The sequence below is a fragment of the Shinella zoogloeoides genome, from assembly GCF_030733845.1.
GTDB lineage: Bacteria > Pseudomonadota > Alphaproteobacteria > Rhizobiales > Rhizobiaceae > Shinella > Shinella zoogloeoides_C.
This window is the reverse complement of the sequence record NZ_CP132311.1, coordinates 3,392,182-3,417,424: the sequence shown is the minus strand read 5'-3', so window position 1 is coordinate 3,417,424 and position 25,243 is coordinate 3,392,182. Positions and strand designations below refer to the sequence as shown.

Here is a 25,243-nt window from a genome sequence, read left to right as displayed (position 1 = left end):
TCGCTGACGTTACATTCCAGTAGGGAGAAGTCGCCATGCCGAGACTTTTCGTTGCCCTCGAAGTGCCGCGGAATGCGGCGATGAGCCTCTCGTTGCTGAGAGGCGGACTTCCCGGAGCCCGCTGGATCGATGTCGAGAACTTCCATATTACCTTGCGCTTCATCGGCGACATCGACGGGCGCACCGCCGACGAGGTTGTCGACAGGCTCGACCGCATCGAGCGCCCCGAATTCCAGCTCGCCCTGTCCGGCATCGGCTCCTTCGGCTCGAAGAAGCCCCATTCGGTCTATGCCGGCGTCACGCAGGCGCCAGAAATGTATGCGCTCCAGGCGGAAATCGAGCGCATCTGCCAGCGCCTCGGCCTTCCCGCCGATCCGCGCAAGTTCACCCCGCACGTCACCCTCGCCCGCCTGCGTAACGCCCGCCCCGAGGATGTCGCGCACTACCTCACCGGCCGCGGCAATTTCTATACCGCGCCCTTCACGGTGAACCGCTTCGTGCTGATGTCCTCCAAGGAATCCGTCGGCGGCGGGCCGTACCTCACCGAAGAGGTCTTCCCGCTCTACGAGGCCGGCGGCGGCTGGGAGGGCGCGGACCTGCACGATCATCCGGTTTGACGGACGATGTCGATCGGCCCGATGCCGGCTCGGCACCGGGCCTCCGAGTTTTCCCGATCCTGTCATGGGCAGGATAATGGCCGTCAGCCGGATATCCCGGTGAAATCCAGATTAGCCGGTTGCTTGGGCAAAGTTTTCCGCTCCGGGGCCTGTGGCGCCATCTCGGTCGTCCGGGTGCCATGCGCGACGGTCTCGAGACGGAAGTTTCGTGCCCACACCTTCCCATAGCCCTTCAGGAAGAAGCCGAAATGGATGCTGGAAGCTTCCACGGGTACATCCAGAACGACCGAACGCTCGATCCAGCCGGATGTGCCGTAGATCGCCCCGTTCTCCTCGCGCTGAAGCATGTTGTCGAAGCGCAGGGTCGAACCTGGCTCTCCGTCGACACGCATCCAGATGGTTCCGACATTCGCTGCCTCGGCCCTGATGCTGGCCGTCAGGCTGACAGTACCGCGGTAGCTGTCGGCGTCTATACTCTGCATCAGGCATGCAAAGCGCTCGTTTCCGAGGTCGGTCTCCTTACCCACGAGGCACTCGATAAGTGCACAGCCGGGCGACGTGAGATCGAGGCCGATCCGATATCGCTGGGTGTCCGTAAAGCCGGTCGGGAACCAACCAGAGGGGAGAGGCAGCGGCTGGAGCTTTGACTTGGCCGATTCGATCTGTGCCGAAAGAATGTTCCAGTCGGCAAGCCCGAATTGCCGCGCGATCAGTTCGAGGCATTCACCATGGGACATGTCGATATTCCGCTCCGCCAGAGACTGGCGCAGCGCTTTTGCCATGGCTTTCGATTCCAGAAAGCTTTTCATCGGTTCATCCCTACCCGGGCGACTCGGAAAGAGGTCAGTGCTCGCATTGCTGATGAATCGCCAGGGCGGGTCAAACCATGATTTCGGTTATGCGTTCACCATTCCACGACGGGAGCGAGCGGCAGGCCGCATAAGCCTGATTCGAAGCGTAGCAGCCTCAATCGATGCGTCAAGGCAACTTGAAGCAGCATGGCGGGTTTCCATTGTCGGCGAAGCTTAGTCCTTAATAGGATTCAACATTTCGTGGCACCGGCGAAAATTCCTTCAACCCCTTGCAGTGAACAAACCCTGAATCGCCGCGAGTCAGCGATTCGTCGCCGTTTCGTTCCGTTCCTGTTCCCTGAGCCGGCGAAAGACCCGGGAAAAGCAGCCCATTTCGCCTCCCCCCTTGCCATCGGGCGCCCTGATGGGCATCTGTGGCCTGCCGGAAGTGCTTCCGGCCGAAATTGAAACCTGCCGGGGCGTGACTTGTCGCAAGCACCCATGATCTTGAGCGGCCGCGGGGTCACCGCGGTGCTCGGCCCGACCAATACGGGCAAGACCCACTACGCAATCGAACGCATGGTGGCACATGAGACGGGCGTTATCGGCCTGCCTCTGCGCCTGCTTGCGCGCGAGGTCTATGCGCGTCTTGTCGAGAAGGTCGGCCAGCACAATGTCGCGCTCGTCACCGGCGAGGAGAAGATCACGCCGCATATGGCGCGCTATTCGGTCTGCACCGTCGAGGCGATGCCGCGCGAGACGCGCGCCGCCTTCGTCGCCATCGACGAGGTGCAGCTCGCCGGCGACCTCGAGCGCGGCCACATCTTCACCGACCGGGTGCTGCATCTGAGGGGCCGGGACGAGACGCTGCTGCTCGGCGCGGCCACCATGAAGCCGATCCTCGAACAGCTTTTGCCCGGCATCCATGTCATCGAGCGGCCGCGCCTTTCCCAGCTCTTCTATGCCGGCTCCAAGAAGATCACCCGCCTGCCGCAGCGCACTGCCATCGTCGCCTTCTCGGCCGACGAGGTCTACGCCATCGCCGAGCTGATCCGCCGCCAGCGCGGCGGGGCGGCGGTCGTGCTCGGCGCGCTCTCGCCGCGCACCCGCAACGCCCAGGTCGCGCTCTACCAGGAGGGTGACGTCGAATATCTCGTCGCCACCGACGCGATCGGCATGGGCCTCAACCTCGACGTCGACCATGTCGCCTTCGCGCAGGACCGCAAGTTCGACGGCTACCAGTTCCGCAACCTGAACCCCGCCGAACTTGCCCAGATCGCCGGCCGCGCCGGCCGGCACCTGCGCGACGGCACCTTCGGCGTGACGGGCCGCGTCGATCCGTTCGACGACGAGCTGGTCAAGCGCATCGAGACCCATCAGTTCGATCCCGTCCGCGTGCTGCAATGGCGCACTCCGCGCTTCGACTATTCCTCGCTTGCAAACCTGCGCAAGTCGCTCGACGCCCCGCCGCCGATCAACGGCCTGACGCGCGCGCTGCCGGCCGTCGACCAGCAGGCGCTCGAACATCTCTCGCGCTACCCCGACGTCCGCGATCTCGCGACCACGCCGGAACGCGTCGAAAAGCTCTGGGAAGTCTGCGCGCTGCCCGACTACCGCCGCATCACGCCCGCCCAGCACGCCGACCTCATTTCGACGCTCTATGCCGATCGCGTAAAACGCGGCACGGTTAACGAAGACTTCATGGCGGACCAGGTGCGCCGCGCCGATCGGACCGATGGCGAAATCGACACGCTTTCGGCACGAATCGCGCAGATAAGGACTTGGACCTATGTGTCGAATCGGCCCGGATGGCTTGCCGATCCGACACACTGGCAGGAAAAGACGCGGGAAATCGAAGACCGATTGTCCGATGCGCTACATGAACGGTTGACGAAACGCTTTGTTGATCGCAGGACATCTGTGCTCATGAAGCGCCTGAGAGAGAATGCGATGCTGGAAGCTGAAATCAGTGTGAATGGTGATGTCTTCGTGGAAGGACATCATGTCGGGCAGTTGGCCGGTTTCCGGTTCACGCTCGTGCCCGGAACGGAAGGCCCGGATGCGAAGGCCGTGCAGGCGGCTGCGCAGAAGGCGCTAGCGCTGGAATTCGAGGCCCGCGCCGCACGCCTGCATGCCGCCGGCAACGCCGATCTCGCCCTGAGCTCCGACGGTACGGTGCGCTGGCTCGGCGATCCCGTCGCGCGCCTGACCGCCAGCGAGCACGTCATGCGCCCGCGCGTCATCCTGCTCTCCGACGAGCAGCTGACCGGCAATGCGCGCGACCACGTCGCCGCCCGCATCGAGCGTTTCGTGAACCACCATATCGCCACTGTGCTGAAGCCGCTCGACGACCTTTCGCGCGCCGAAGACCTGCAGGGCCTTGCCAAGGGCCTCGCCTTCCAGCTCGTCGAAAATCTCGGCGTGCTGTTCCGCCGCGACGTCGCCGACGACGTGAAGGCGCTCGACCAGGACGCGCGCGCTTCGATGCGCAAGCACGGCATCCGCTTCGGCGCCTACCACATCTTCATGCCGGCGCTCCTGAAGCCGGCCCCGGCCGAGCTCATCACCCTGCTCTGGGCGCTGAAGAACGACGGCCTCGACAAGCCGGGCTACGGCGACCTCATTCCGGTGCTCGCCGCTGGCCGCACGTCGGTCGTCACCGATCCGAGCTATGAGCGCGCCTTCTACAAGCTCGCCGGCTTCCGTTTCCTCGGCAAGCGCGCCGTGCGCATCGATATCCTGGAACGCCTGGCCGATCTCATTCGCCCGCTGCTCCAGTGGAAGCCCGGCACGCCGCGCCCGGACGGCGCCTATGACGGCCGCCGTTTCGTCGCGACGACCGCCATGCTCTCCATCCTCGGCGCGACGCCCGACGACATGGAAGAGATCCTCAAGGGCCTTGGTTACCGCGCCGACAGCGTGAAGGCGGAAGAGGCCGCAGCCTTCCTCGCCGCCCAGGCGCCCGCCGATGCCGCCGCTGCCGCTCCGGCGGAAGCCAATGCGGAAACCGCCGACGAGCACGACGCCGACGCGGCGGATGCCGAAAGCGAAACGCCGGTCGCAGCCGCCGAACAGGCTCCGGTCACGGAAACCGCCGAGGCTCCCGCCGCGGTCGAGGCCCCGGTCGCAGAGGCCGAAGCGCCGGCTGCTGCGGAAGCTGCAGCCGATGGCGAGCCGGTCGAGGCCAAGCCCGTCCTGCTCTGGCGTCCGGGTTCGCGCCACGACAACCAGCGCCAGGGCCACCGTCATGGCGGCGAGCGCAGTGGCGACCGCCAGGGCGATCGTCAGGGTCAGGGCGAGCGTCGCGGCGGTGACCGCCAGCGTGGCCAGCCGGCCGGTGAACGCGGCGAGCGCCGCGAGGGCGGCCGCCCCAACCAGGGCCCTCACCAGGGCAAGGGCCGCGACGGAAAGCCGCAGGGTGGCAATCGCCCGGACCGCGGCGAGCGCAACGAGCGCGGCGGAAAACCGCAGCAGGCGAAATTCGAGGCAAGGCCGCCCCGCAAGGAAAAGCCGATCGACCCGGATTCGCCCTTCGCCAAGCTCGCAGCGCTCAAGGAGCAGATGAAGAAGTAAGCCCATGGCACGCGACGAGGAACAGCCGGCAGGTCAGGCGCGACAGCGCATCGACAAGTGGCTGTTCTTCGCGCGGTTGCGCAAATCCCGCTCGCTGGCGGCAAAATCCGTCGAGGCGGGTGACGTCCGGATCAACGGCGTGCCTATCCGCCAGCCTTCGCACGGCGTGCGCCCCGGCGATGTCGTCGTGCTCTCGCTCGACCGGCACGACATGACCGTCAAGGTCCTCCAACCCGGCGAGCGCCGCGGTCCCTACGAGGAAGCCCGGCTTCTCTACAGCGACATGACGCCGCCCCCGCCGCCGCGCGAGGAGCGTTCGCTCTTCGAGCAGGCAACGCGCGAACGGGGCACCGGCCGGCCGACAAAACGCGAGCGCCGGGAAACAGACCGGCTGCACGGTTTTCCCGGCGATGGCGACGATTAGAATTCTATACCTCGCCTGCGCCTGAACACGCATGTATTGCGCTTGCAAAGCGTCCGCAAAGCCTTTACCTCAGCCACCTGACAGCCCCGCGCGAACGTGGCTCTTTTCCTCCCCGGCAAGCCGATCGCGTGACGGGACTTGCGGTGATGGATGGCCCGCTTTCCAGCCGCTTCGTGACGATTCTGGAGTGACTCATGACGTATGTCGTGACCGACAACTGCATCCGCTGCAAGTACACGGATTGTGTGGAAGTATGCCCCGTCGACTGCTTCTACGAGGGCGAGAACTTCCTGGTCATCCACCCCGACGAATGCATCGACTGTGGCGTGTGCGAACCGGAATGTCCCGCCGAGGCGATCAAGCCGGACACCGAACCGGGCCTCGACAAGTGGCTGAAGGTGAATTCGGAATTCGCCTCGATCTGGCCCAACATCACGGTCAAGCGTGACGCGATGCCGGAGGCCAAGGAAATGGACGGCGTGGAAGGCAAGTACGAACAGTACTTCTCGCCCAATCCCGGCCAGGGCGACTGATCCCGCCACGGGGCGGCGACCGATCCTGGGGAAAAAGGCTTGCTTGCGCCGAAAGGCGATAGGGCAGGCTTGATGACCCATGCGAAGCAAATTATTGATTTCGGCACTTTTTTGTGATAGGGTCACGATACTGATCCAAATCGCGGCATTTTCGCATGCCCGAACACCACCACGAAAGCAAACGATCCCTCAACGTCGCTCACCTCCCATAGGCAACTCCGGTTGCTCAAATGTGAACGCGTCGGAGCGGACCTTTTTGCGCATCGCGGACGGACCAGAGTGGTGACACCGCAAGGTGCCCCCGTCTTTCCCGGGTCCCCGACCCACCGGCCCCGGCCGGAGCGTAACAGGGAGTATTTGAACAGAATGACGACCCAGCAGAAGAAATCTTCCACGCGCCAGGGCTTCAAGACCGGCGAGTCGATCGTCTATCCCGCTCACGGTGTCGGCCAGATCGTGGCCATCGAGGAGCAGGAAGTCGCCGGCATGAAGCTCGAGCTTTTTGTCATCGATTTCGAAAAGGACAAGATGCGTCTCAAGGTGCCGGTTGCCAAGGCCGTTTCCATCGGCATGCGCAAACTGTCGGAGACCGATTTCGTCGACCGCGCGCTGAAGGTTGTCCAGGGCAAGGCCCGCGTGAAGCGCACGATGTGGTCGCGCCGCGCGCAGGAATACGATGCCAAGATCAATTCGGGCGACCTGATCTCGATCGCCGAAGTGGTCCGCGACCTCTTCCGCGCCGAGAACCAGCCGGAGCAGTCCTATTCCGAGCGTCAGCTCTATGAGGCCGCTCTCGACCGCATGGCGCGCGAAATCGCCGCCGTCAACAAGATGTCGGAAACCGAGGCTGTCCGTCTCGTCGAGACCAACCTTGCCAAGGGTCCCAAGCGCGGCAAGACCATCGACGAGGACGACTCGCAGGACGAAGCGGCCTGATCTAGGGCACCTCTTCGGAATTTAAAGCCCGGCTGGCGACAGCCGGGTTTTTTATTGGAACATTTTTGCGCTGCAACCGTTGTTGAGCCCGAGGACGACCGGCTTCGGGCGGCCGAGGGCGTGGCGCAACCACTTCATCGTTTCGAAAAACCGCTTTCGAACGAACCATCGGCCGCTTTGAAACGTCATCATCAAGCAGGGCGCAAGGCTCATTTCCTTGCCCCGGTTCGGTTCACGTGGAGAGACCCGCCATGGCTACGACGACCGCAGACCGCCGCATGATCAAGCTCGCAATGTCCGCCCCCTATCTTGAGCGCGCCGAGGAGCAGGCGCTGGCCCACGCCTGGAAGGACGACAAGGATCAGGAAGCCCGCAACCGCATAGCCATGGCCCATATGCGCCTCGTCGTTTCGATGGCCGGCAAGTTCCGCAACTTCGGCCTGCCGCTGAGCGATCTCGTTCAGGAAGGCTACATCGGCCTCCTGGAGGCGGCCGCCCGCTTCGAGCCGGAGCGGCAGGTGCGCTTCTCCACCTATGCCAGCTGGTGGATCCGTGCCTCGATCCAGGATTACGTTCTGCGCAACTGGTCGATCGTGCGCGGCGGCACCAGTTCCGCCCAGAAGGCGCTGTTCTTCAATCTCAGGCGCCTGCGTGCCCGGCTCGCTCGCGGCGACACCTATCTGACCAGCGAGGCCATGCATCAGGAGATCGCCGCCGCGATCGGCGTTTCGACCGCGGATGTGCGCACGATGGATGCCCGTCTCTCCGCCTCCGACGTCTCGTTACAGGCGCCGATCTCGGCTGGCGAAGGCGAAGGCTCGAACCGTCTCGATTTTCTCACTAGCGACGAGCCTCTACCTGACGAGCAGGCGGAGGGCAGCATCGATGGCGAACGCCGCCGTTCCTGGCTGCAGTCCGCTCTCGGCCAGCTCAACGAGCGCGAGATGAAGATCATCCGCGCCCGGCGGCTGGCGGAGGACGGCGCAACGCTCGAAGAGCTCGGCGCCGTGCTCGGCATCTCCAAGGAACGCGTCCGCCAGATCGAGAACCGGGCGCTGGAAAAGCTGAAGGCCGTGCTGATCAGCAAGACGACGGATTTCGCCTACGCCTGAGACAATGCGATAGAGCATGTCATTAGCCGGCGCACATCCCGACGTGTGCCGGCTTTCGTTTACTCGCTGATGATTTTGAATTTCCCGCCCGGCCGCACCGTGCTCGTCGCGGTCATGGCGTTGATCAGGCGGAACAGATCCAGCTTGCGGTCCGTGCCCATCATGCGCCCGGCGAGCGAGGCGACGGTATCTCCGGCGCGCGCGGTGATGACGCGCACCCGCAGCGGCTTCAGCGAGGCGACCTCCGCTGTCGTCAGCTTGCGGAACGAGCTTCGAAGGATCGCCGCCGTCGGCTCCAGCGCCTTCGAGCCGGCCGGAACGGCCGTCAGGAAGCGGTAAATCTGGTTGTCGATGCGCACGACCGTGACGTCGAATTCCCAACGGTCGGCGGCGGCCTTGGCGGTTGCCGCGGGCAGGCCGTTGATCGTGACCGGCCGGATCGTCTCGGGCCGCAGACCCGTCACCCAGCCGCTCGAAATGTAGTTGACGAGGTCCTGGCCGCGGCTGTCGGCAACGCCGTCGAAGCGGATCGCCACATCGCCGGGGCCCGTCGCCAGCACCGCCTCGGCCTTGTTGTCGATCTGGAAGCCGGCCGGTACGTCGAAGCGGATGCCGAGCTTGCCGTGCAGGAAGGTCTGGCCGCGCACATAGCCCTCTTCCGGCGCGTCGCCGTAGAGCAGGCCGTCGATGCCGGCAAGATAGTAGTCGCGGCCGCTTTCCCCGATCGTGCCCTCCGCGCCGAAGGCGCGGGCATGCAGGCGCGCCAGTTCCACGCGCTGCGGCGCGTTCGGATGGCTCGACAGGAAGTCCAGGCTCTGGTCGGAATCGGGATCGACCGCGGTGAAGCGGGCGTAGGCGGCCATGGAATCCAGGAAGCGCGCGGCGGCGTAGGGGTCGTAGCCCGCTTCGCCCAGCATGCGCACGCCGATAACGTCGGCCTGGAGTTCCTGGTTGCGCGAGAAGGCGGCGAGGCGCAGCTTGCCGCGCGCCAGCGCCTGCTTGCCGGCGATGTTGCTGGAAAGCACTTCGGCCACCACGCGGCTCGCGATGACTTCCGCCTCTTCCTTCTTCTGCCGCTCGATGCCGTGGTTGGCGGTGACGTGCGCCATTTCGTGCGACAGCACGGCCGCGACTTCCGAGGCGTCGTTGGCAAGCGCCAGCAGGCCGCGCGTGACGTAGAGATAGCCGCCCGGCAGCGCGAAGGCGTTGATGGCGGGCGAATTGAGGATGGTGATGCGGTAGGACTGGTTCGGGTTTTCCGACACCGCCGTCAGCGCGCCGGTGATGCGCGCGACGAGCCGTTCGGTCTTGGCGTCCTTGTATTCGCCGCCGTAGCTCGCCACGATGCGCGGATGCTCGCGGGCGCCCATCTGGGCGCGCGGGTCGTTCTTCTGCACCTCGTCGACGATCTGCGGATTGGACGAGGGCGAGATCGTCGGCTCATAGGTCTGCTCGATGATCGACTGGCAGCCGGCCAGCAGCGTGCCGGCAAGCATCAAGGCCGCGACGGGCCTCAAGACCCCACGTCCGGATACTGTTGCAGCTACCTGCGTTTCTTTCGCCATCTCTCTTGCCCATAGCCCTGACCGGGTTCTCGAACCGATGAGATAGACGCGCCATACCCGGCCGGCAACTCCCGATTCGACAAACGGCTCCCATGTGGCTCCGGTGACACAGGGGGGCGTCCAAATTGTGGCGCGGCGGCCGGCCAAACCGCCCCGTCTTCGGCTAAGGCGCGGTATGGCCGAGGAATTTTGCAACGGCCGGTGGATCCCGGCGCGCCAGGAAAGCCGCTATCGGATCGTCGGCGACGATCGCGCCGGCCTCGAGGAACAGTACCCGCTCGGCAAGCCGCCGGATATCTTCCGGCTGGTGGGTGATGAAGAGCATGGTGCTTTTCGTCTCGGCGTGAAGCTCGTGCAACAGGCTTGCCATTTCCGCCCGCATGGCCGGATCGAGCGCGGCGAAGGGCTCGTCCAGAAGCAGGATCGGCCGGCGGCGCACCAGCGCGCGGGCGAGCGCCACCCGCTGCCGCTCGCCGCCGGAAAGCGAGCCCGGCAGGCGCCGCTCGTAGCCGCCGAGGCCGACCCGCGCCAGCGCGGCGAAAACGCTCTGACGCGCGGCGGAATCGAGCTTCAGCCCGGGATCGATGCCGAGGCCGACATTGTCGGCGATGGAAAGGTGGGCGAAAAGGTTGTTGTCCTGGAAGACGATCGAGACCGGCCGTTCCGCCGGATCGCGACCGGCCATGTCCTGCCCGAGCAGGGTGACGCTGCCGCTTGCCGGCTTCTCGAAACCGGTGATGACGTTGAAGAGCGTGGACTTGCCCGCGCCCGAGGGGCCGGCGACGGCGACGGCCGCGCCGGTCGGGATGGCACAGTCGAAGGAAAGCTGCTTTTGCGAAAAGCGCACGGTGACGTCGGCAAGGCGAACGGCAATGTCAGGCATCGGAGCCGGGTCTTTCGGTTGGGCGCTCCGACGTCGTCGACGGCAGCGTGAGCAGCAGGCATAGCACGCCGAGGATCAGCGCGATGCCGGCGGCATCCGCGGTCCGGTAGCTCGCCATGCGGGAAAACAGCAGCCAGGGCAGGGTGACGAAGCCTTCCGCGCCGAAGATGGCGACGGCGCCGAGATCGCCGAGCGACAGCGCCATGGCGAAGGCGAAGGCGGTGAGGAAAGGCTTTTTCAGCGCCGGCCAGTCGATCCAGGAAAAGCGCTGCCAGCCGGTGACGCCGAGGCTAAGCGCGAGGCGCGCGGTGCGGGAAAGGTGGGTGCGGTAGGCGGGCTCCAGCACGCGCACGACGAAGGGCAGCGCCATCAGCGCGTTGAGCACGGTGACGACGGCAGGCGCGAACCGGCCCGTCTCGCCGAAGATGCGCAGCATCAGGAACCAGCCGGTCGCCACGACGACAGGCGGTACCAGCAGGATCAGCGAGCCGACCGCCGGCAGCGCACGGCCCATCAGCCGGGTCGCAAGGCCGGCAGCGCCCGCCTCGGCAACCCGTGGCACCAGCACGACCGGCAGCGCGATGGCGAGGCTGAGTCCCGCCGAGGCAAGTGAAATGGCTAGGCTGGTGAGAAGCGCCCGGTGCAGCAGCGGGTCGAGCGCCAGCCGGCCGAAATCGGCGGCAAGGCCCGAGGCGAGGGTCGCGGCGAGCGGCGCGGCGGTGAACAGGGTGAAGGCGACGAGGACGAGCCCGTCGGCAAGGCGGTGGCGGCGGCCGTCGAAGCGGCGGATGGCACGGCCGGCCGTCATGCCCTCTTCCGGCGGATGGGCAAGCAGCGAGATCAGCCAGAGCAGGATCGCCGTGACGGCGATCTGCAGGAAGGCGAGCAGCACGGCGCGCGCGGGATCGAAATCGAAGCGCAGCGCCTGGTAGATGGCGACCTCGATGGTGCTTGCCGCCGGCCCGCCGCCGAGCGTCAGGGCGATGGTGAAGCTCGTCACGCAGAGCATGAAGACGAGGCCGGCGATGCCGGGCAGGACGCGGCGGATGACCGGCCACTCGATGAGCCGGAAGACCGCCCCGCTCCGCATGCCGAGATTGGCGGAGGAGAGCCAGTATTCCGGCGGGATGCGGTCGAGCGCGGCGAGCAGGAAGCGCGCGGCGAGCGGCAGGTTGAAGAAGACGTGGGCGATCAGGATGCCGGCGAGACCATAGACGCTGACCGGATTCTGCAGTCCGGCGAGGCGCAGGAGATCGTTGACGACGCCCTGCCGCCCCCAGATCTCGATGACGCCGAGCGCCGCCACCAGCGCCGGCAGGCCGAGCGGCACGACGGAAAGCCGGATGATCCAGACGCGGCCCCGGAAGCTGCGCTGGCGGGCGAGTGCCCGCGCGACGGGAATGGCAAGCACGATGGAGAGGAGCGTCGAAAGTGCCGCCTGCATCAGCGTGAATTGCGCGACGCGCCCGATATAGGTGTCGAACAGCGGTGCGCCGCTGCCGCCGCCCGCATGGCCGAGCAGGACGATGGTCGCCGCGCCGACGAAGGCGAGCACGCCGCCGAGGGCAAGGCCCCCGGCGATGCGCAGCGTCCGTCGTTCGGCGCGGGCGAAGATCACCTTGCCTGCCCTGTTACTTGGCGCTCATCGCGCCGAGCCATTCGTCGATCCAGGCCTTGCGGTTCGCCGCGACCTCGTCCGACGACATCAGGAAGGTCTTTTCCGGCTTCACCAGCGCGCCGAAGGCGGCGGGCAACGGATCGCGGGTCTTGGCGGCCGGCATCATCCAGTTGGTTTCCGGGATGATCGACTGGAAATCCGGCCCCGTCATGAAGGTGAGGAACTGGCGGGCGAGATCCTTGTCGTCGGAGGTGCGCGTCAGGCCGGCGACCTCGATCTGGATATAGTGTCCCTCGGAGAAGGCCGCCGCCTTGTAGCGCTCGGATTTCTCCGCGATGACGTGATAGGCCGGCGAGGTGGTGTAGGAGAGCACCATCGGCGCCTCACCCTTGGTGAAGAGGCCGTAGGCTTCCGACCAGCCGGGGGTGACGGTCAGTACGCGATCCTTGAGCTTTTCCCATGCTTCCGCGGACTTGTCGCCATAGACCGACTTGACCCAGAGCAGCAGGCCGAGGCCCGGCGTCGAGGTGCGCGGGTCCTCGATGACGATCTTCTGGGATGCATCGCCCTCGACCAGTTCCTTGAGGCTCGCCGGTGGGGTCTTCAGCGTCTCGCTGTCATAGACGACGGCGAAATGGCCGTAGTCATAGGGCAGGAACGTGTCGTCGGAAAAACCGCCCGGCACCGTCAGGCCTTCCGGCGAGAGGCCGTGGGGCTCGAAGAGGCCGGTCGCCTTGGCTTCGGTGATGAGGTTGGTGTCGAGGCCGAGCACCAGGTCGGCCTTGGTGCCTTCGCCTTCGAGCTTGAGGCGCGTCAGAAGCTCGACGCCGTCGGCGACGCCGACCCATTCGACCTTGCAGCCGCAGGTCTTCTCGAATTCTTCCTTGACCTTCGGCCCCGGGCCCCATTCGGCGACGAAGCTTTCATAGGTGTAGACGGTCAGCGTCTTTTCCTGCGCGAGGGCGGGAAGGGCGAAGGATACGGCGAGCGCCGCGATGGAAGAAAGAAATGCCGTGCGCATCAGCGCCTCCTTGTCTGGTCACAAACGGGAATAGGGCGCTGGAATGTGCCGTCTAATCCCTCCGCCGGTGCTAACCGGATCAGGTTCTTCGGGTTGGCAGAAAAGCCTCTCAGCCTGCGGATCGGAACCCGCGGAGCACCCCGTTAGAGCAGGACAAGGCATAATGCCGCTTTGCGCGGCGCGCAAGGGGCTGTTCCCCGCGAGACAGCGGGCAGACGGGCGATGTGAGACCTTCTGATCACCGGACGAGAGAGGCTCGTCCTTCAAGAGATCAGGAGAGACCCCATGCGCAAGTTCATCGTTTCCGCCACCGTCGCCATCGTCGCCGCCGTTTCCTTCGCCGCCCCCTCGCAGGCCGGTTACTACAGCTACGGCTACCAGCCGCACTGCTTCGTCAAGAAGATCAAGTCCTACGACTATTACGGCAATGTCTTCGTCAAGCGCATCAAGGTCTGCCGCTAAGCATTGAATGACCGACCCGAAAAAGCCCGGATGTTCTTCACATCCGGGCTTTTTGGTGTGCGACGGTCCGGCCGGTCTCAGAGGCCGAAGGCGTCCTTGAACTGGTACCACCAGGAACCGATGGTGGAGTATTGCGCGCGGAACATGCGCCCGCCCGGGAAGGGGATCCAGGGCAGCTTCTCGAACTGGCTGAAGCGCGACAGGTCGCCGTGGATCGCCTCGCTCAGGATCTTGCCGAAGAGATGCGAGCCGGTGACGCCGTGGCCGCTGTAGCCGTGGGCGAAATAGGTGTTCCTGCCGATCTTGCCCATCTGCGGCACGCGCGAGAAGGAAAGCGCGAAATTGCCGCTCCAGGCATAGTCGATCTTCACGCCCTTCAGCGACGGGAAGACCTTTTCGAGGTTCGGGCGGATCTTTGCCCTGACATCCGCCGGGTCGGTGCCGCCATAGACGGTGCCGCCGCCGAAGATCATGCGCTTGTCGGCCGACAGGCGGAAATAGTCGAGGATGTAGCGCACGTCCTCCACGCACATGTCGCTCGGGATGAGCGCATCGGCGCGCTCGCCGAGCGGCTCGGTGGCCACCATCTGGGTCGAGACGGGCATGACGCGCGAGACGAGCTTCGGCACGACATGGCCGAGATAGGCATTGCCGCAGAGCACGGCGGTGTTCGCGGTCACGCTGCCCTTCGCCGTATGGATGACGGGCTTTTCCGCCTCGTGCTCGACGCGGAGGACGGGCGACTGCTCGTAGATCACGCCGCCGAGCGATTCCAGCGCTTTGGCCTCGCCGAGGGTAAGGTTGAGCGGGTGCATGTGGCCGCCGGTCGTGTCCAGCATGCCGCCGATATAGGCGTCGGTCTTCACCAGCTTCTGGATCGCCGCCTTGTCCAGCATCTGGTGGTCGTCCATACCGTAGCTCTTCCACAGCGCCTTCTTGTGCTCCAGCTCCTTCATGTGGGCCGGCGTATAGGCGGCGTAGATGTTGCCGTCCTTCAGGTCGCAGTCGATCTGGTACTGGGAGACGAGGCGGCGGATGATCTTGCCGCCTTCCTGCACGAGGCCGCCGACGAAAGCGCCGGCCTGATCGCCGTAGCGGCGCTTGATCGTGTCGAGGCTGGCATTGAGGCCGTTGACGACCTGGCCACCGTTGCGACCGGACGCGCCCCAGCCGATGCCGGCGCCTTCGACCATCACCACCTTGTAGCCCTTCTCGGCAAGGTGGATGGCGGTCGAAAGGCCCGAATAGCCGGCGCCGAGCACGGCGATATCGGCCGTGACCGCGCCTTCCAGCACCTTCGGCGTGCGGATGATGTTGCGGGAGGCGGCGTAGTAGCTGTCGGGATAGGCGCCGTTGCCGGCATAGGACTGGTTGTTGGCCATCAGACGATTTCCAGGTAGGCGCTGAACTCGAAGTCGGTCACCTGTTCGGCGAAACCGGCGATTTCCTGCCGCTTGCAGGCGATCAGCATGGAGCGGAGATCCGCATCGAAGATTTCCGAGACGATCGAGCCGTTCTCGAAGGCGGTGACGGCCGAGCCCCATTCCGAGGGGATGCGCGGCAGTTGCGAGAGGTAGGCGCGGCCCGAGACCGGCGCCGGCGGCTCCCACTTGTTGCGGATGCCGACGAGGGCGGCGCCCAGGATGCCGGCCATGACGAGGTACGGATTGGCGTCGGCGCCGGCAACGCGATGCTCGATGCGTCGTGCCTTGTGGTTGCCGCCGGGAATGCGGATGGCGGCGGTGCGGTTCTCGTAGCCCCAGGAAATCGAGGTCGGCGCGTGCGTATCGGGGCGAAGGCGGCGATAGGAATTGTAGTGCGGGGCGAAAAGAAGGGTCGATTCCGCCATGCCGCGTGTCAGGCCGGCGACGGCATGCTTCATGATGGCCGACCCCTCGGCAGTGCCGTCGTCGAAGACATTGTTGCCGTCCTCGTCGATCACGCTGAAATGCATGTGCATGCCGCTGCCCGAGCGCATGCCGTAGGGCTTGGCCATGAAGGTGGCGGCAAAGCCGTGCTTGCGCGCGATGCCCTTGATGATGCGCTTGAAGAACAGCGCGTCGTCGGCGGCCTTCAACGGATCGTCGGAATGGATCAGGTTGATCTCGAACTGGCCGATGCCGTTTTCCGCGACGGCGGAATCGGCGGGCACGTTCTGCCGCTCGCATTCCGCATAGACGTCGGAGAAGAACTGGCCGAAATCGTCGAGTTCGTCGATGGAGAGGATGGCGTCAGAATCCAGGCGCTTGCCGGTATAGGGCGAGATCGGCGGCTCGGCATGGTCGGGCTCGGCATCGATCAGGTAGAATTCCATCTCGGAGGCGACGACCGGGCGCAGGCCGAGTTCATGATACTGCCGCACGATATTGGCGAGCGCCTGGCGCGGATCGGCCAGGAAGGGCTCGCCGCTCTCCTTGAACAGCCAGAGCGGCACGACGGCGGAGGGCTTCAGCGTCCAGCTCACGGGCAGCGCGCCGCGGCCGGTGGCCGCGCAGATGCCGTCCGTATCGCCGCTGGCGAAGACGTGGCTGGAGCCGACGATGTCCTCTCCCCAGACGTCGACGCCGACGATGGAAAGCGGCATGCGGATGCCGCCCTTCAAAACCTTTTCCGCCTGCCCGACGGGCACGCGCTTGCCGCGCAGGATGCCGTTCAGGTCGCAGACGACGGCCTGGATGCTCTCCACGCCATCCGCATTGATCAGCCAGTTGGAATCGTCGTTCACCGCATGGTCCCCTTCCGTATCACATAATTCTTTTTGTGATCACATTTTCAAGATATGCACACTTTCTTGTCGTGGGTCAAGCTGCTAGAACCTGTTCCAGAGGATAGGGTAGCACCCGGCAGCCTCGCACAGGAGAGATGCATTGGGCAATTTGGCGCTGGAACCGCTGGACCGGCCGGAAGGCATGACGACGCATGAATATGCGCATCGGCGCCTGCGCCAGGCGATCATGGTGGGATCGATCCGCCCCGGCGAATCGCTGACCATCCGCGGCATCGCCGAAGCGATGGAGAGCAGCCCGACGCCGGTGCGCGAGGCGCTGCGGCGGCTATCCTCCGAGGGTGCGCTGCGCGTGCTCGACAACAGGCGGATCATGGTGCCGCGCATGACGGCGGACCGCTTCAGCGAACTCGTCTCGCTGCGCTCCGTGCTGGAGCAGCACGCCGCCCGCCGCGCCGTGCCCCACATCACCGAGCGCCGCATCGACAGGCTCGAGGAAATCGACAGGGCGCAGGACGAGGCGATCTTACGCAAGGACAACGCGACCGCACTGCTGCTGAACCAGGAATTCCATCGCACGCTCTATACCGCCAATCCCGAGCAGGTGATCATGCCGATGGTGGAAAGCGTCTGGCTCCAGCTCGGCCCCTTCCTCGGCATCGCCATGGAGCATGTCGCCCAGCTCTATTTCGTCGATCGCCATCAGGAGGCGATCGAGGCATTGCGCAAGCGCGACGAGAACGCGGTGGCGGCTGCGATCAAGGCCGATATTTCCGAGGGCATCGGCGGTTTCGAGCGATCGGCGATCGAGAATCTTCTGCGGCTTGCGGGGCAATAAGGCCACCGGCGCGTGCCGGCCGGTGTTGCCTTGCCGAGAGCGCCCATGCATTGATGCGCCAATGGGATTTTCCTTTGGGGCAGGCAGATGAAGACGGATGTCATTGTTCTCGGCGCGGGCGTGGTCGGCATTTCGGCGGCGATCCATCTTGCGCGGCGCGGCAAGTCGGTGGTGCTCGTCGACCGGCGCGGCGCGGCGGAGGAAACTTCCTACGGCAATGCCGGCCTCATCCAGCGCGAAGGCGTCTTCCCCTATGGTTTCCCGCACGATTTCGGCGCGCTGTTCCGCTATGCGCTGAACAACACGATCGACGCGCATTACCACCCCTCGGCGATCCCCGGCATCATTCCCTTCCTTGCGCGCTACTGGTGGCATTCGGGCTTCCGCCAGCACCAGAGCATCGCCCATCTCTATGCCCCGCTCATCGAGCATTCGATCAGCGAGCATGCCGACCTGATCGCCGCTTCCGGTGCGGATGACCTCATCCGCAAGGACGGCTGGATGAAGGTGTTCCGTTCGGAAAAGGCGCGCGATGCGGCCTATGCGGAGGCCGAAAAGCTCTCGGCGAATTTCGGCGTCAACCACCAGAAGCTGACGACGGCCGAAGTGGCCGCGGCCGAGCCGCATATCCGCGCCGAGCTGACGGGCGGCCTGCGCTGGACCGATCCCTGGTCGATCCGCGATCCGCAGAGCCTGCTGAAGCGCTACCTCGCCTATCTCCAGTCGCTCGGCGGCGAGCTGAAATCGGGCGATGCCGCCACCATCGAGCATGTGCTGGAAGGTGAGGGCTGGCGCATCGCCACACCCGAGGGGCCGCTGGAAGCGAAGGACGTCGTCGTGGCGCTCGGCCCCTGGGCCGATACGGTGACGCGCCGGCTCGGCTACCGCTTCCCGCTCGCCGTCAAGCGCGGCTACCACATGCATTACGGGGCCGAGGAAGGCGCGACGCTCAACAACTGGGTGCTCGACGCCGAGCGCGGCTATTTCCTCGCGCCGATGCTGCGCGGCATACGTCTGACCACCGGCGCCGAATTCGCCCGGCGCGATACGCGCAAGACACCCGTCCAGCTGCGCCGCGCCGAAAAGGTGGCGCGTGAATTCTTTCCGCTCGCCGAGCGCCGCGACGAGGAGCCGTGGATGGGCGCGCGCCCCTGCACGCCGGACATGATGCCGGTCATCGGCAAGGCGCCGCGCCATGCCGGCCTCTGGTTCGCCTTCGGCCACGCGCACCACGGCATGACGCTCGGCCCCATCACCGGCCGCGTGCTGGCGGAGAAGATGCTGGGCGAACGCACCGTGATCAACATCGGGCCGTACCGGCCCGAGCGGTTTATCGCCTGATCCGCGTCGACAGGATGATCGACGACAGCGTGCGCTCCACGCCGTCGATCGCGCCGATCCGGTCGATCAGGTGGTCGAGTTCGGCGATCGACGTTGCCTCTACGATGGCGATGAGGTCGAAGCTGCCGCTCACCGAATGCAGCGTGCGTACCGCCGAGATGGCATGCAGGTCCGTCGTGATGCGCGCCAGCGTCTTCGGCGCGATGGTGATCAGCACATGCGCCTTCACCATGCCGCTCTCATAGGCGTCGGACAGCTTGACGCCATAGCCGGCGATCACCCCGTCGCGCTCCAGCCGGTCGATCTTCGCCTGCACGGTGGTGCGCGAAAGCCCGAGCCTGCGGGCAATGGTCGCCGTCTGCTCGCGGGCGTTCTCGCTGAGAATGGAGAGGAGTTCGCGGTCTTTGGCGCCTAGCGTCGAAATGCTCATTTTTACCGTCGTTCTGCCGATACTGATTGCGCATTATGTCAGATACGGCGCTTTAAATCGACACCTCCTGCCCTCAAAATAAGAGCATCAATTCATGCCGGAGGGAAATCACATGAAAGACATCGTCGTCATCGGCGCAGGCAAGATCGGCTCGACCATCGCCCGCATGCTGGCTCACAGCGGGGACTACCGCGTCACCGTCGCCGACCGTTCGGACGAGCAGCTCGCCGCTATCGAGCGCCACGATGCCGTTTCGACCGCGGTCGTCGATATCGCCGACGCTGCGGCCATGAAGGCGCTCCTCACCGGCAAGTTCGCCGTTCTCTCCGCCGCGCCCTACCACCTGACGGTCGCCATCGCGGAAGCCGCCGCTGCTGCCGGCGTGCACTATCTCGACCTCACGGAAGACGTCGAATCCACCCGCCAGGTCAAGCGCATCGCCGAGAATGCCAAGACGGCGTTCATTCCGCAGTGCGGTCTCGCACCTGGCTTCATCTCCATCGTCGCCAACGACCTCGCCAGCCGCTTCGATTCGCTCGAAAGCGTGCGCATGCGCGTCGGCGCCCTGCCGCAGTACCCGTCCAACGCGCTCAACTACAACCTCACCTGGAGCACCGACGGCGTCATCAACGAATATATCGAGCCCTGCGAAGCCATCGTCGAAGGCGCGCTGATCGAGGTCCCGGCGCTGGAAGAGCGCGAGGAATTCTCGCTCGACGGCGTCACCTATGAGGCCTTCAACACGTCCGGCGGCCTCGGCACGCTCTGCGAGACGCTGAAGGGCAAGGTGCGCACGCTGAACTACCGCACGATCCGCTATCCGGGCCACGCCGCCATCATGAAGGCGCTGCTCAACGATCTCGGCCTGCGTCATCGCCGCGAAGTGCTGAAGGACATCTTCGAAAACGCCCTGCCGACCACCACGCAGGACGTCGTCATCATCTTCGTGACCGTCTCGGGCCGCAAGGGCGGCCGCCTTATCCAGGAAACCTACGCCAACAAGGTCTACAGCGCCCCGGTCGCCGGCGCCCTGCATTCCGCCATCCAGATCACGACGGCCGGCTCGATCTGCGCCGTGCTCGACATGCTCGCCGACGGTTCGCTGCGTGCGGAAGGCTTCGTCCGCCAGGAAGAAATCGCCCTCGACGCCTTCCTCGCCAACCGCTTCGGCCACTACTACGCCCAGGAAAACCACGGCGCCCGCGCCGCCTGATTTTCGTCAACCCTTCAACGCCCCGGCCAGCTCCGGGGCGTTTTCGCATCGTGGCCCAGCCGCGGGGAAGAAAAGAACGCCACAAAGGCGCGAACCAATAAAAATAGGGCCTCTCCGGGGCCCTTTTCTTTGCGTGGTTTTCACGCGGCTCGGCGTCTCGAACCGGCGGTCATCAGAGCGAGGGCCGACAGGATCAGCAGGGCGGCAACCGTGAAGGTGACATGCATGCCCGAGGCGACGGCTGTGCCGTTCGCGCTCGCCACATCCGCCGTTCCGACGGCCGCGGTGAAGACCGCGCCCATCAGCGAGGCGCCGGTGATCAGGCCGAGATTGCGCGACAGGTTGAGCAGGCCCGAAGTGATGCCTCTTTCATCCGGTGGAACGCCCATCATGACGCCGGCATTGTTGGCGGCCTGGAACAATTGGTAGCCCGGCGTCAGGACGGCGATCGCCGCGATATAGCCGGGGAGGCCGAAGAGGGCCGAGAATACCGGCAGCCCCGCCGCGCCCGCCGCCATCGTCGCAAGCCCAGCAAGCACCATCGGCGCGGCCCCGAAGCGATCTACCAGCCGGCCGGCGAGGACGCCGCTGAAAACGGAGACGAGGGGGCCTGTCGCCAGCACGAAGCCGACTGCGGCGGGGCCGAGGCCGAGCGTGCGCGACAGATAGAACGGCCCGACGACCAGCGTCACCATGATCACCGTCGCCACGAGCAGGTTGGCCGCAAGGCTGGCGGGAAAGCTTTGGCGGCGGAAGGCGGCGGGCCGGATCAGCGGGGAGGCGGCCGTCTTCTGCCGCAGGACGAAGAGCGCGGCGCCGGCAAGCGACAGCGCGATGAGGGTCACGTTCAAAAGGCCAAGCCGGCCCTTGCCGATCGTCATTGCCAGCGCATAGGCTGTCAGCGCTGCGGCGAGCAGGCCTGCTCCGGCAAGATCGAAGCGGGCTTGTGTCGCAGGAGTGCGGTCTGCGGGCAGGGAGCGCCAGACGAGTGCGAAGGTCAGAAGGCCGAACGGGACGGCGACGAGGAAGACCGCCGGCCAGCCGAAGCCGGTGATCAGCAGCCCGCCCAGCGAGGGTCCGAGGGCGGTGCCCACCGCGGAAGTCGTGCCGAAGAGGCCCATGACGCTGCCGATCCGCTCCTTCGGAACGGTTTCACTGACGAAGGCCATGGCGAGCGCCATCATGGCGGCCGCCCCCGCCCCCTGGACGGCACGGGCGGCAATGAGCACCGGCAGTGACGATGACAGGCCGCAAAGCAGCGAGGCGAGCGAGAAGAGCGCGAGCCCCGCCAGAAGCAGTCGGCGGCGGCCGAAGAGATCTCCAAGCCGCCCGATGCCGGCGATCAGCACGGTGCTCGCCAGAAGATAGGCAAGCACCACCCACTGGACCTGCTGGAACGTGGCCGAAAAGGCCTCGCCGAGGGTCGGCAGGGCGACATTGGCGATGCTGGTGCCGAGCGAGGAAAGCAGGATGGAGAGCGAGAGGCCGGCAAGCGCTCCCGCCCTCCCTGCTTTCGTTTCAATGGTTTGTGCTTGATCCATGGCATGCTCCTTCGCGGCCTCTTCGGAGCAGATATGCGCCGCAGGATGACATGGCGGAAGACGCATCATTTGCATTCAATACATGCATCAAACGCCATGTCATCTTCCGGTAGGCATGCTAGGATCGTGCATGGCCAGACCCGATCTCAATCTCCTCGTTACGCTCGACGTGCTGCTTGCCGAGGGCAATGTCGCGCGTGCCGCTCAGCGGCTGCGGCTCAGTCCCTCGGCGATGAGCCGCGCGCTCGCCCGCCTCAGGCAGGTGACCGGCGATCCGCTGCTGGTGCGCGCCGGGCGAGGGCTCGTTCCCACTCCGCGGGCGCTGGAACTGCGGCAGGACGTCGGCCGCGTCGTCGAGGAGGCGGAAGCGCTTCTGCGGCCGGCCAAGCTCCTCGACCTCGGGGCGCTGGAGCGGACATTCACCCTGCGCAACCGTGAGGGCTTCGTCGATACGTTCGGGCCGGCGCTGCTGGCGCGCATCGCGCAGGAGGCGCCGCGCATCAGGATCAGCTTCGTGCCGAAGCCGGACAAGGAGAGCGTGCCGCTGCGCGACGGGGCGGTCGATCTCGAAACGGGCGTGATCGGCGATACGACAGGGCCGGAAGTGCGGGCGCAGGCGTTGTTTCGCGACCGCTTCATCGGCATCGTCCGCAAGGGCCATCCGCTGCTGGACGGGCCCATCACCGCCGAGCGCTACGCAGAGGGCAAGCATATCTTCGTTTCCCGGGGAAGACGCGCGCGTGGGCCGATCGACGAGGCGCTGGCGCAGATGGGGTTGAAGCGCACAATAGCCGTCACCGTCGCCAGTTTTTCCAAGGCGGTGACGCTGGCCCGCAATTCCGACCTAATCGCCGACGTATCTGATGTTTCGACCATATCGCTTCGCGACGGCGTGGCGAGTTTCGCTCTCCCGCTCGCGCTGCCCGCCTTCACCATCTCCATGCTCTGGCATCCGCGCATGGATGCCGATCCGGCGCATCGCTGGCTGAGGACGTGCCTGCGTGAGGTCTGTACCGGCAAGGCAGGTGACTTTGCGCCGAAACAATGCTAAAGGGCCGGCAACTGGGCCGTAAGCCGCATCTGTCGGCAGTGACAGGCCCGCGATGAACTTCAGTCGAGCAAGGACCGCTAGCGGCGCACGAGCCTGCGCAGGCGCTTCCTGTTCTTGAGGATGACCCGATGGCAAGCATGGATTTTCTCAACACGGCCGAGCCGGTCAAGGCACCGGTCGTCCGCAACATTCCGGCCGCCGAGAAGCCGTCGCTGATCGGCCTTTCCCGCGAGGACATGGGCCGTGCGCTCGTTGAAAAGGGCGTGGCGGAACGGCAGGTGAAGATGCGCGTCAGCCAGCTCTGGCACTGGCTCTACGTGCGCGGCGTCTCCGATTTCGACGACATGACGAATGTCTCCAAGGACATGCGCGAGATGCTGAAGACGCATTTCGCCATCGCCCGTCCGGAGATCGTCGAGGAGCAGGTGTCCAGCGACGGCACGCGCAAGTGGCTCTTGCGTTTCCCGCCGCGCGGCGCCGGCCGGCCGGTCGAGATCGAGACCGTCTACATCCCCGAAGAAGGCCGCGGCACGCTGTGCATTTCCAGCCAGGTCGGCTGCACGCTGACCTGCTCCTTCTGTCACACCGGCACGCAGAAGCTGGTGCGCAACCTGACGGCCGAGGAAATCCTTGCGCAGCTGCTGCTTGCGCGCGACCGCCTCGGCGACTTCCCGGACCGCGACACGCCGGCCGGCGCCATCGTGCCCGCCGACGGCCGCAAGGTCTCCAACATCGTCATGATGGGCATGGGCGAACCGCTCTACAATTTCGAGAGCGTGAAGACCGCACTCCTGATTGCCACCGACGGCGACGGCCTGTCGCTCTCCAAGCGCCGCGTGACGCTGTCGACCTCGGGCATCGTGCCGGAAATCTACCGCACCGGTTCGGAGATCGGCGTCATGCTGGCGATCTCGCTGCATGCGGTGCGCGACGACCTGCGCGACATGCTGGTGCCGATCAACAAGAAATATCCGCTGAAGGAACTGCTCGACGCCTGCCGCGCCTATCCGAGCCTGTCGAACGCCCGCCGCATCACCTTCGAATATGTGATGCTGAAGGACGTCAACGATACGCTGGAGGATGCCAAGCTGCTCGTGCAACTCTTGAAGGGCATTCCGGCGAAGATCAATCTCATCCCCTTCAATCCCTGGCCGGGCACCAACTACCAGTGTTCGGACTGGGAGCAGATCGAGCGCTTCGCCGATTTCATCAACCAGGCCGGCTACGCCTCGCCGATCCGCACCCCGCGCGGCCGCGACATCCTTGCCGCCTGCGGCCAGCTCAAGTCGGAATCCGAACGCATGCGCAAGGTCGATCGCATGGCTTTCGAGGCCATGATGATCGTCGGACACGGCGAGGACGACTGAGGGGGCGTTCTGCCGCACCCCTCCTATCAGAAATTGTGATTGGAACAGCGGTTTGCGAGAATTGATTTGAACGGCGGTTTTGCCTAGAACCGGCCTAAAATCATTCTAGGGAGACCCATCCATGCGCCATCTTCTGCTTGCCGTCGCGGCCACGCTCGCGATTTCGATGCCTGCAAAGGCCGAGGACGTCACGGTTGCCGTGACCGCCATCGTCGAACACCCGGCGCTCGACGCCGCCCGCGACGGCGTCAAGGAAGCGCTGGCGGCGGCCGGCTACAAGGAAGGCGAGAACCTCAAGTTCCTCTACGAATCCGCGCAGGGCAACCCCGCGACGGCCGCGCAGATCGCCCGCCAGTTCGCCGGCGAAGGCCCCGATGTCATCGTGCCGATCTCCACGCCGTCGGCGCAGGCCGTCGTCTCCGCGACGAAGGATATTCCGATCGTCTTCACGGCCGTGTCCGATCCGCTCGGCGCGCAGCTCGTGACCGACATGGACAAGCCCGGCGGCAATGTCACCGGCCTTTCCGACCTGTCGCCGGTCGCCGAGCATCTGGCGCTGATCAAGGAAATCCTGCCCGAAGCCAAAACCATCGGCTACCTCTACAATTCCGGCGAGGCGAACTCCGTCTCGCTGCTCGCCGTGCTGAAGGCCGAAGCGGAAAAGGCCGGCCTGACTGTCGTCGAATCCGCTGCCACGAAGTCCGCTGAAGTACAGGGCGCCGCCCGTGCGCTGGTCGGCCGCGCCGATGCGATCTATATTCCGACGGACAACACGATCATCTCCGCGCTCGAAGGCGCGGTCGCCGTTGCCGAGGAAGCCAAGCTCCCGCTCTTCACCGCCGACACGGATTCCGTCTCGCGCGGCGCCATCGCGGCCCTCGGCTTCAACTACAAGGACGTCGGCAAGCAGACGGGCGAGATCGTCGTGCGCATCCTCAAGGGTGAAAACCCGGGCGACATCGCCGTGAAGGTTGCCGCCGGCACGGACCTGGTCGTCAACAAGGGTGCGGCCGCCAAGATGGGCGTCACCCTGCCGGAAGCCGTCGTCGGCCGCGCGACCCGCGTCATCGAATAACCAGCCGTACCGCTGGACAAGTGAAATCGGAATCAACCGCTGCCGGATCGCCCGGCAGCGGTTGATCTGTTAGAAAGGCCCCTCCCGCGAGCGCCGCGGAACGGGTGAACAAGAGAAAGCGTAAGAG

The 25,243-nt window shown here is 65.4% G+C and carries 22 protein-coding genes and 1 riboswitch; of the genes, 13 read left to right on the top strand and 9 right to left on the bottom strand.

The genetic code is table 11. The features are described from left to right. The first annotated feature begins 35 nt into the window (after nucleotides 1–35). Complete coding sequence (thpR, locus tag Q9316_RS17835) at nucleotides 36–617, top strand: RNA 2',3'-cyclic phosphodiesterase (RefSeq protein WP_306032902.1); 582 nt, start codon at nucleotides 36–38, stop codon at nucleotides 615–617. Nucleotides 618–700: 83 nt separating this feature from the next. Here the strand turns inward: thpR and Q9316_RS17830 are convergent, their stop codons facing one another. Then, entirely contained in the window at nucleotides 701–1,426 is a 726-nt protein-coding gene (locus tag Q9316_RS17830; RefSeq protein WP_306032901.1) for a glyoxalase superfamily protein, read from the bottom strand. Nucleotides 1,427–1,909: 483 nt separating this feature from the next. Here Q9316_RS17830 and Q9316_RS17825 point away from each other — a divergent pair, with 483 nt between their 5' ends. The 5 genes from Q9316_RS17825 to Q9316_RS17805 all read left to right on the top strand — a co-directional run bounded on the left by Q9316_RS17825 (nucleotide 1,910) and on the right by Q9316_RS17805 (nucleotide 7,986). Next, the gene (locus tag Q9316_RS17825; RefSeq protein WP_306032900.1) at nucleotides 1,910–4,981 is read left to right on the top strand and encodes a helicase-related protein; all 3,072 of its coding nucleotides are present in this window, start codon (nucleotides 1,910–1,912) and stop codon (nucleotides 4,979–4,981) included. Between the two features lie 4 nt (nucleotides 4,982–4,985). Continuing rightward, nucleotides 4,986–5,405: an RNA-binding S4 domain-containing protein gene (locus tag Q9316_RS17820; protein WP_306032899.1), complete on the top strand. Its 420-nt coding sequence runs from the start codon at nucleotides 4,986–4,988 to the stop codon at nucleotides 5,403–5,405. A gap of 194 nt (nucleotides 5,406–5,599) precedes the next feature. Continuing rightward, the gene (gene fdxA, locus Q9316_RS17815) at nucleotides 5,600–5,938 is read left to right on the top strand and encodes a ferredoxin FdxA (RefSeq protein WP_306032898.1); all 339 of its coding nucleotides are present in this window, start codon (nucleotides 5,600–5,602) and stop codon (nucleotides 5,936–5,938) included. A 366-nt stretch (nucleotides 5,939–6,304) separates the two neighbouring features. Then, complete coding sequence (locus Q9316_RS17810; RefSeq protein ID WP_306032897.1) at nucleotides 6,305–6,874, top strand: CarD family transcriptional regulator; 570 nt, start codon at nucleotides 6,305–6,307, stop codon at nucleotides 6,872–6,874. 251 nt (nucleotides 6,875–7,125) lie between these two features. Beyond that, nucleotides 7,126–7,986 carry an RNA polymerase factor sigma-32 gene (locus tag Q9316_RS17805; protein ID WP_306032896.1) on the top strand — a complete coding sequence of 287 codons (861 nt, stop codon included), beginning with the start codon at nucleotides 7,126–7,128 and terminating at the stop codon, nucleotides 7,984–7,986. Between the two features lie 59 nt (nucleotides 7,987–8,045). On the opposite strand, the gene Q9316_RS17800 is transcribed toward Q9316_RS17805, so the two are convergent. From Q9316_RS17800 to thiB, 4 genes are all read right to left on the bottom strand, one after another. Then, nucleotides 8,046–9,482, bottom strand: a complete 1,437-nt coding sequence (locus Q9316_RS17800; protein ID WP_306035350.1) for a M48 family metalloprotease — start codon at nucleotides 9,480–9,482, stop codon at nucleotides 8,046–8,048. A gap of 232 nt (nucleotides 9,483–9,714) precedes the next feature. Beyond that, a complete protein-coding gene (gene thiQ, locus Q9316_RS17795; protein WP_306032895.1) occupies nucleotides 9,715–10,434 on the bottom strand; it encodes a thiamine ABC transporter ATP-binding protein in 720 nt (239 codons plus the stop codon). After that, the gene (thiP, locus tag Q9316_RS17790; RefSeq protein WP_371878014.1) at nucleotides 10,427–12,049 is read right to left on the bottom strand and encodes a thiamine/thiamine pyrophosphate ABC transporter permease; all 1,623 of its coding nucleotides are present in this window, start codon (nucleotides 12,047–12,049) and stop codon (nucleotides 10,427–10,429) included. Before thiP ends, thiQ begins: the two co-directional genes overlap by 8 nt. Nucleotides 12,050–12,065: 16 nt before the next feature. Continuing rightward, nucleotides 12,066–13,073, bottom strand: a complete 1,008-nt coding sequence (gene thiB / locus Q9316_RS17785) for a thiamine ABC transporter substrate binding subunit (RefSeq protein WP_306032893.1) — start codon at nucleotides 13,071–13,073, stop codon at nucleotides 12,066–12,068. A gap of 39 nt (nucleotides 13,074–13,112) precedes the next feature. Beyond that, nucleotides 13,113–13,226, bottom strand: a riboswitch (TPP riboswitch). Between the two features lie 132 nt (nucleotides 13,227–13,358). Between thiB and Q9316_RS17780 the strand changes: the two genes are divergently transcribed. Further along, the gene (locus Q9316_RS17780; protein ID WP_306032892.1) at nucleotides 13,359–13,535 is read left to right on the top strand and encodes a hypothetical protein; all 177 of its coding nucleotides are present in this window, start codon (nucleotides 13,359–13,361) and stop codon (nucleotides 13,533–13,535) included. A gap of 77 nt (nucleotides 13,536–13,612) precedes the next feature. Here Q9316_RS17780 and Q9316_RS17775 read toward each other — a convergent pair whose 3' ends face one another. Further along, the gene (locus tag Q9316_RS17775; RefSeq protein ID WP_306032891.1) at nucleotides 13,613–14,917 is read right to left on the bottom strand and encodes an NAD(P)/FAD-dependent oxidoreductase; all 1,305 of its coding nucleotides are present in this window, start codon (nucleotides 14,915–14,917) and stop codon (nucleotides 13,613–13,615) included. Further along, nucleotides 14,917–16,260, bottom strand: a complete 1,344-nt coding sequence (locus Q9316_RS17770; protein ID WP_306032890.1) for a glutamine synthetase family protein — start codon at nucleotides 16,258–16,260, stop codon at nucleotides 14,917–14,919. The genes Q9316_RS17775 and Q9316_RS17770 overlap by 1 nt, the downstream gene beginning before the upstream one ends. 142 nt (nucleotides 16,261–16,402) lie before the next feature. Here Q9316_RS17770 and Q9316_RS17765 point away from each other — a divergent pair, with 142 nt between their 5' ends. Then, nucleotides 16,403–17,098: a GntR family transcriptional regulator gene (locus tag Q9316_RS17765; protein WP_371877934.1), complete on the top strand. Its 696-nt coding sequence runs from the start codon at nucleotides 16,403–16,405 to the stop codon at nucleotides 17,096–17,098. A gap of 87 nt (nucleotides 17,099–17,185) precedes the next feature. Continuing rightward, nucleotides 17,186–18,439, top strand: a complete 1,254-nt coding sequence (locus Q9316_RS17760) for an NAD(P)/FAD-dependent oxidoreductase (RefSeq protein WP_306032889.1) — start codon at nucleotides 17,186–17,188, stop codon at nucleotides 18,437–18,439. On the opposite strand, the gene Q9316_RS17755 is transcribed toward Q9316_RS17760, so the two are convergent. Then, nucleotides 18,429–18,869 carry an Lrp/AsnC family transcriptional regulator gene (locus Q9316_RS17755; RefSeq protein ID WP_306032888.1) on the bottom strand — a complete coding sequence of 147 codons (441 nt, stop codon included), beginning with the start codon at nucleotides 18,867–18,869 and terminating at the stop codon, nucleotides 18,429–18,431. The genes Q9316_RS17760 and Q9316_RS17755 overlap by 11 nt on opposite strands. Before the next feature lie 112 nt (nucleotides 18,870–18,981). Between Q9316_RS17755 and Q9316_RS17750 the strand changes: the two genes are divergently transcribed. Next, nucleotides 18,982–20,082 carry a saccharopine dehydrogenase family protein gene (locus Q9316_RS17750; RefSeq protein WP_306032887.1) on the top strand — a complete coding sequence of 367 codons (1,101 nt, stop codon included), beginning with the start codon at nucleotides 18,982–18,984 and terminating at the stop codon, nucleotides 20,080–20,082. Between the two features lie 140 nt (nucleotides 20,083–20,222). Here Q9316_RS17750 and Q9316_RS17745 read toward each other — a convergent pair whose 3' ends face one another. After that, nucleotides 20,223–21,623 (bottom strand): MFS transporter, encoded by a 1,401-nt coding sequence (locus Q9316_RS17745; RefSeq protein WP_306032886.1) that lies wholly within the window; start codon nucleotides 21,621–21,623, stop codon nucleotides 20,223–20,225. 130 nt (nucleotides 21,624–21,753) lie between these two features. Between Q9316_RS17745 and Q9316_RS17740 the strand changes: the two genes are divergently transcribed. From Q9316_RS17740 to Q9316_RS17730, 3 genes are all read left to right on the top strand, one after another. Then, a complete protein-coding gene (locus tag Q9316_RS17740; protein ID WP_306032885.1) occupies nucleotides 21,754–22,674 on the top strand; it encodes a LysR family transcriptional regulator in 921 nt (306 codons plus the stop codon). A gap of 137 nt (nucleotides 22,675–22,811) precedes the next feature. Then, the gene (gene rlmN / locus Q9316_RS17735) at nucleotides 22,812–24,041 is read left to right on the top strand and encodes a 23S rRNA (adenine(2503)-C(2))-methyltransferase RlmN (RefSeq protein WP_371878012.1); all 1,230 of its coding nucleotides are present in this window, start codon (nucleotides 22,812–22,814) and stop codon (nucleotides 24,039–24,041) included. 121 nt (nucleotides 24,042–24,162) lie between these two features. Next, on the top strand, nucleotides 24,163–25,116 hold the full coding sequence (locus Q9316_RS17730; RefSeq protein ID WP_306032883.1) for an ABC transporter substrate-binding protein: 954 nt from the start codon (nucleotides 24,163–24,165) through the stop codon (nucleotides 25,114–25,116). Nucleotides 25,117–25,243: the final 127 nt, after the last annotated feature.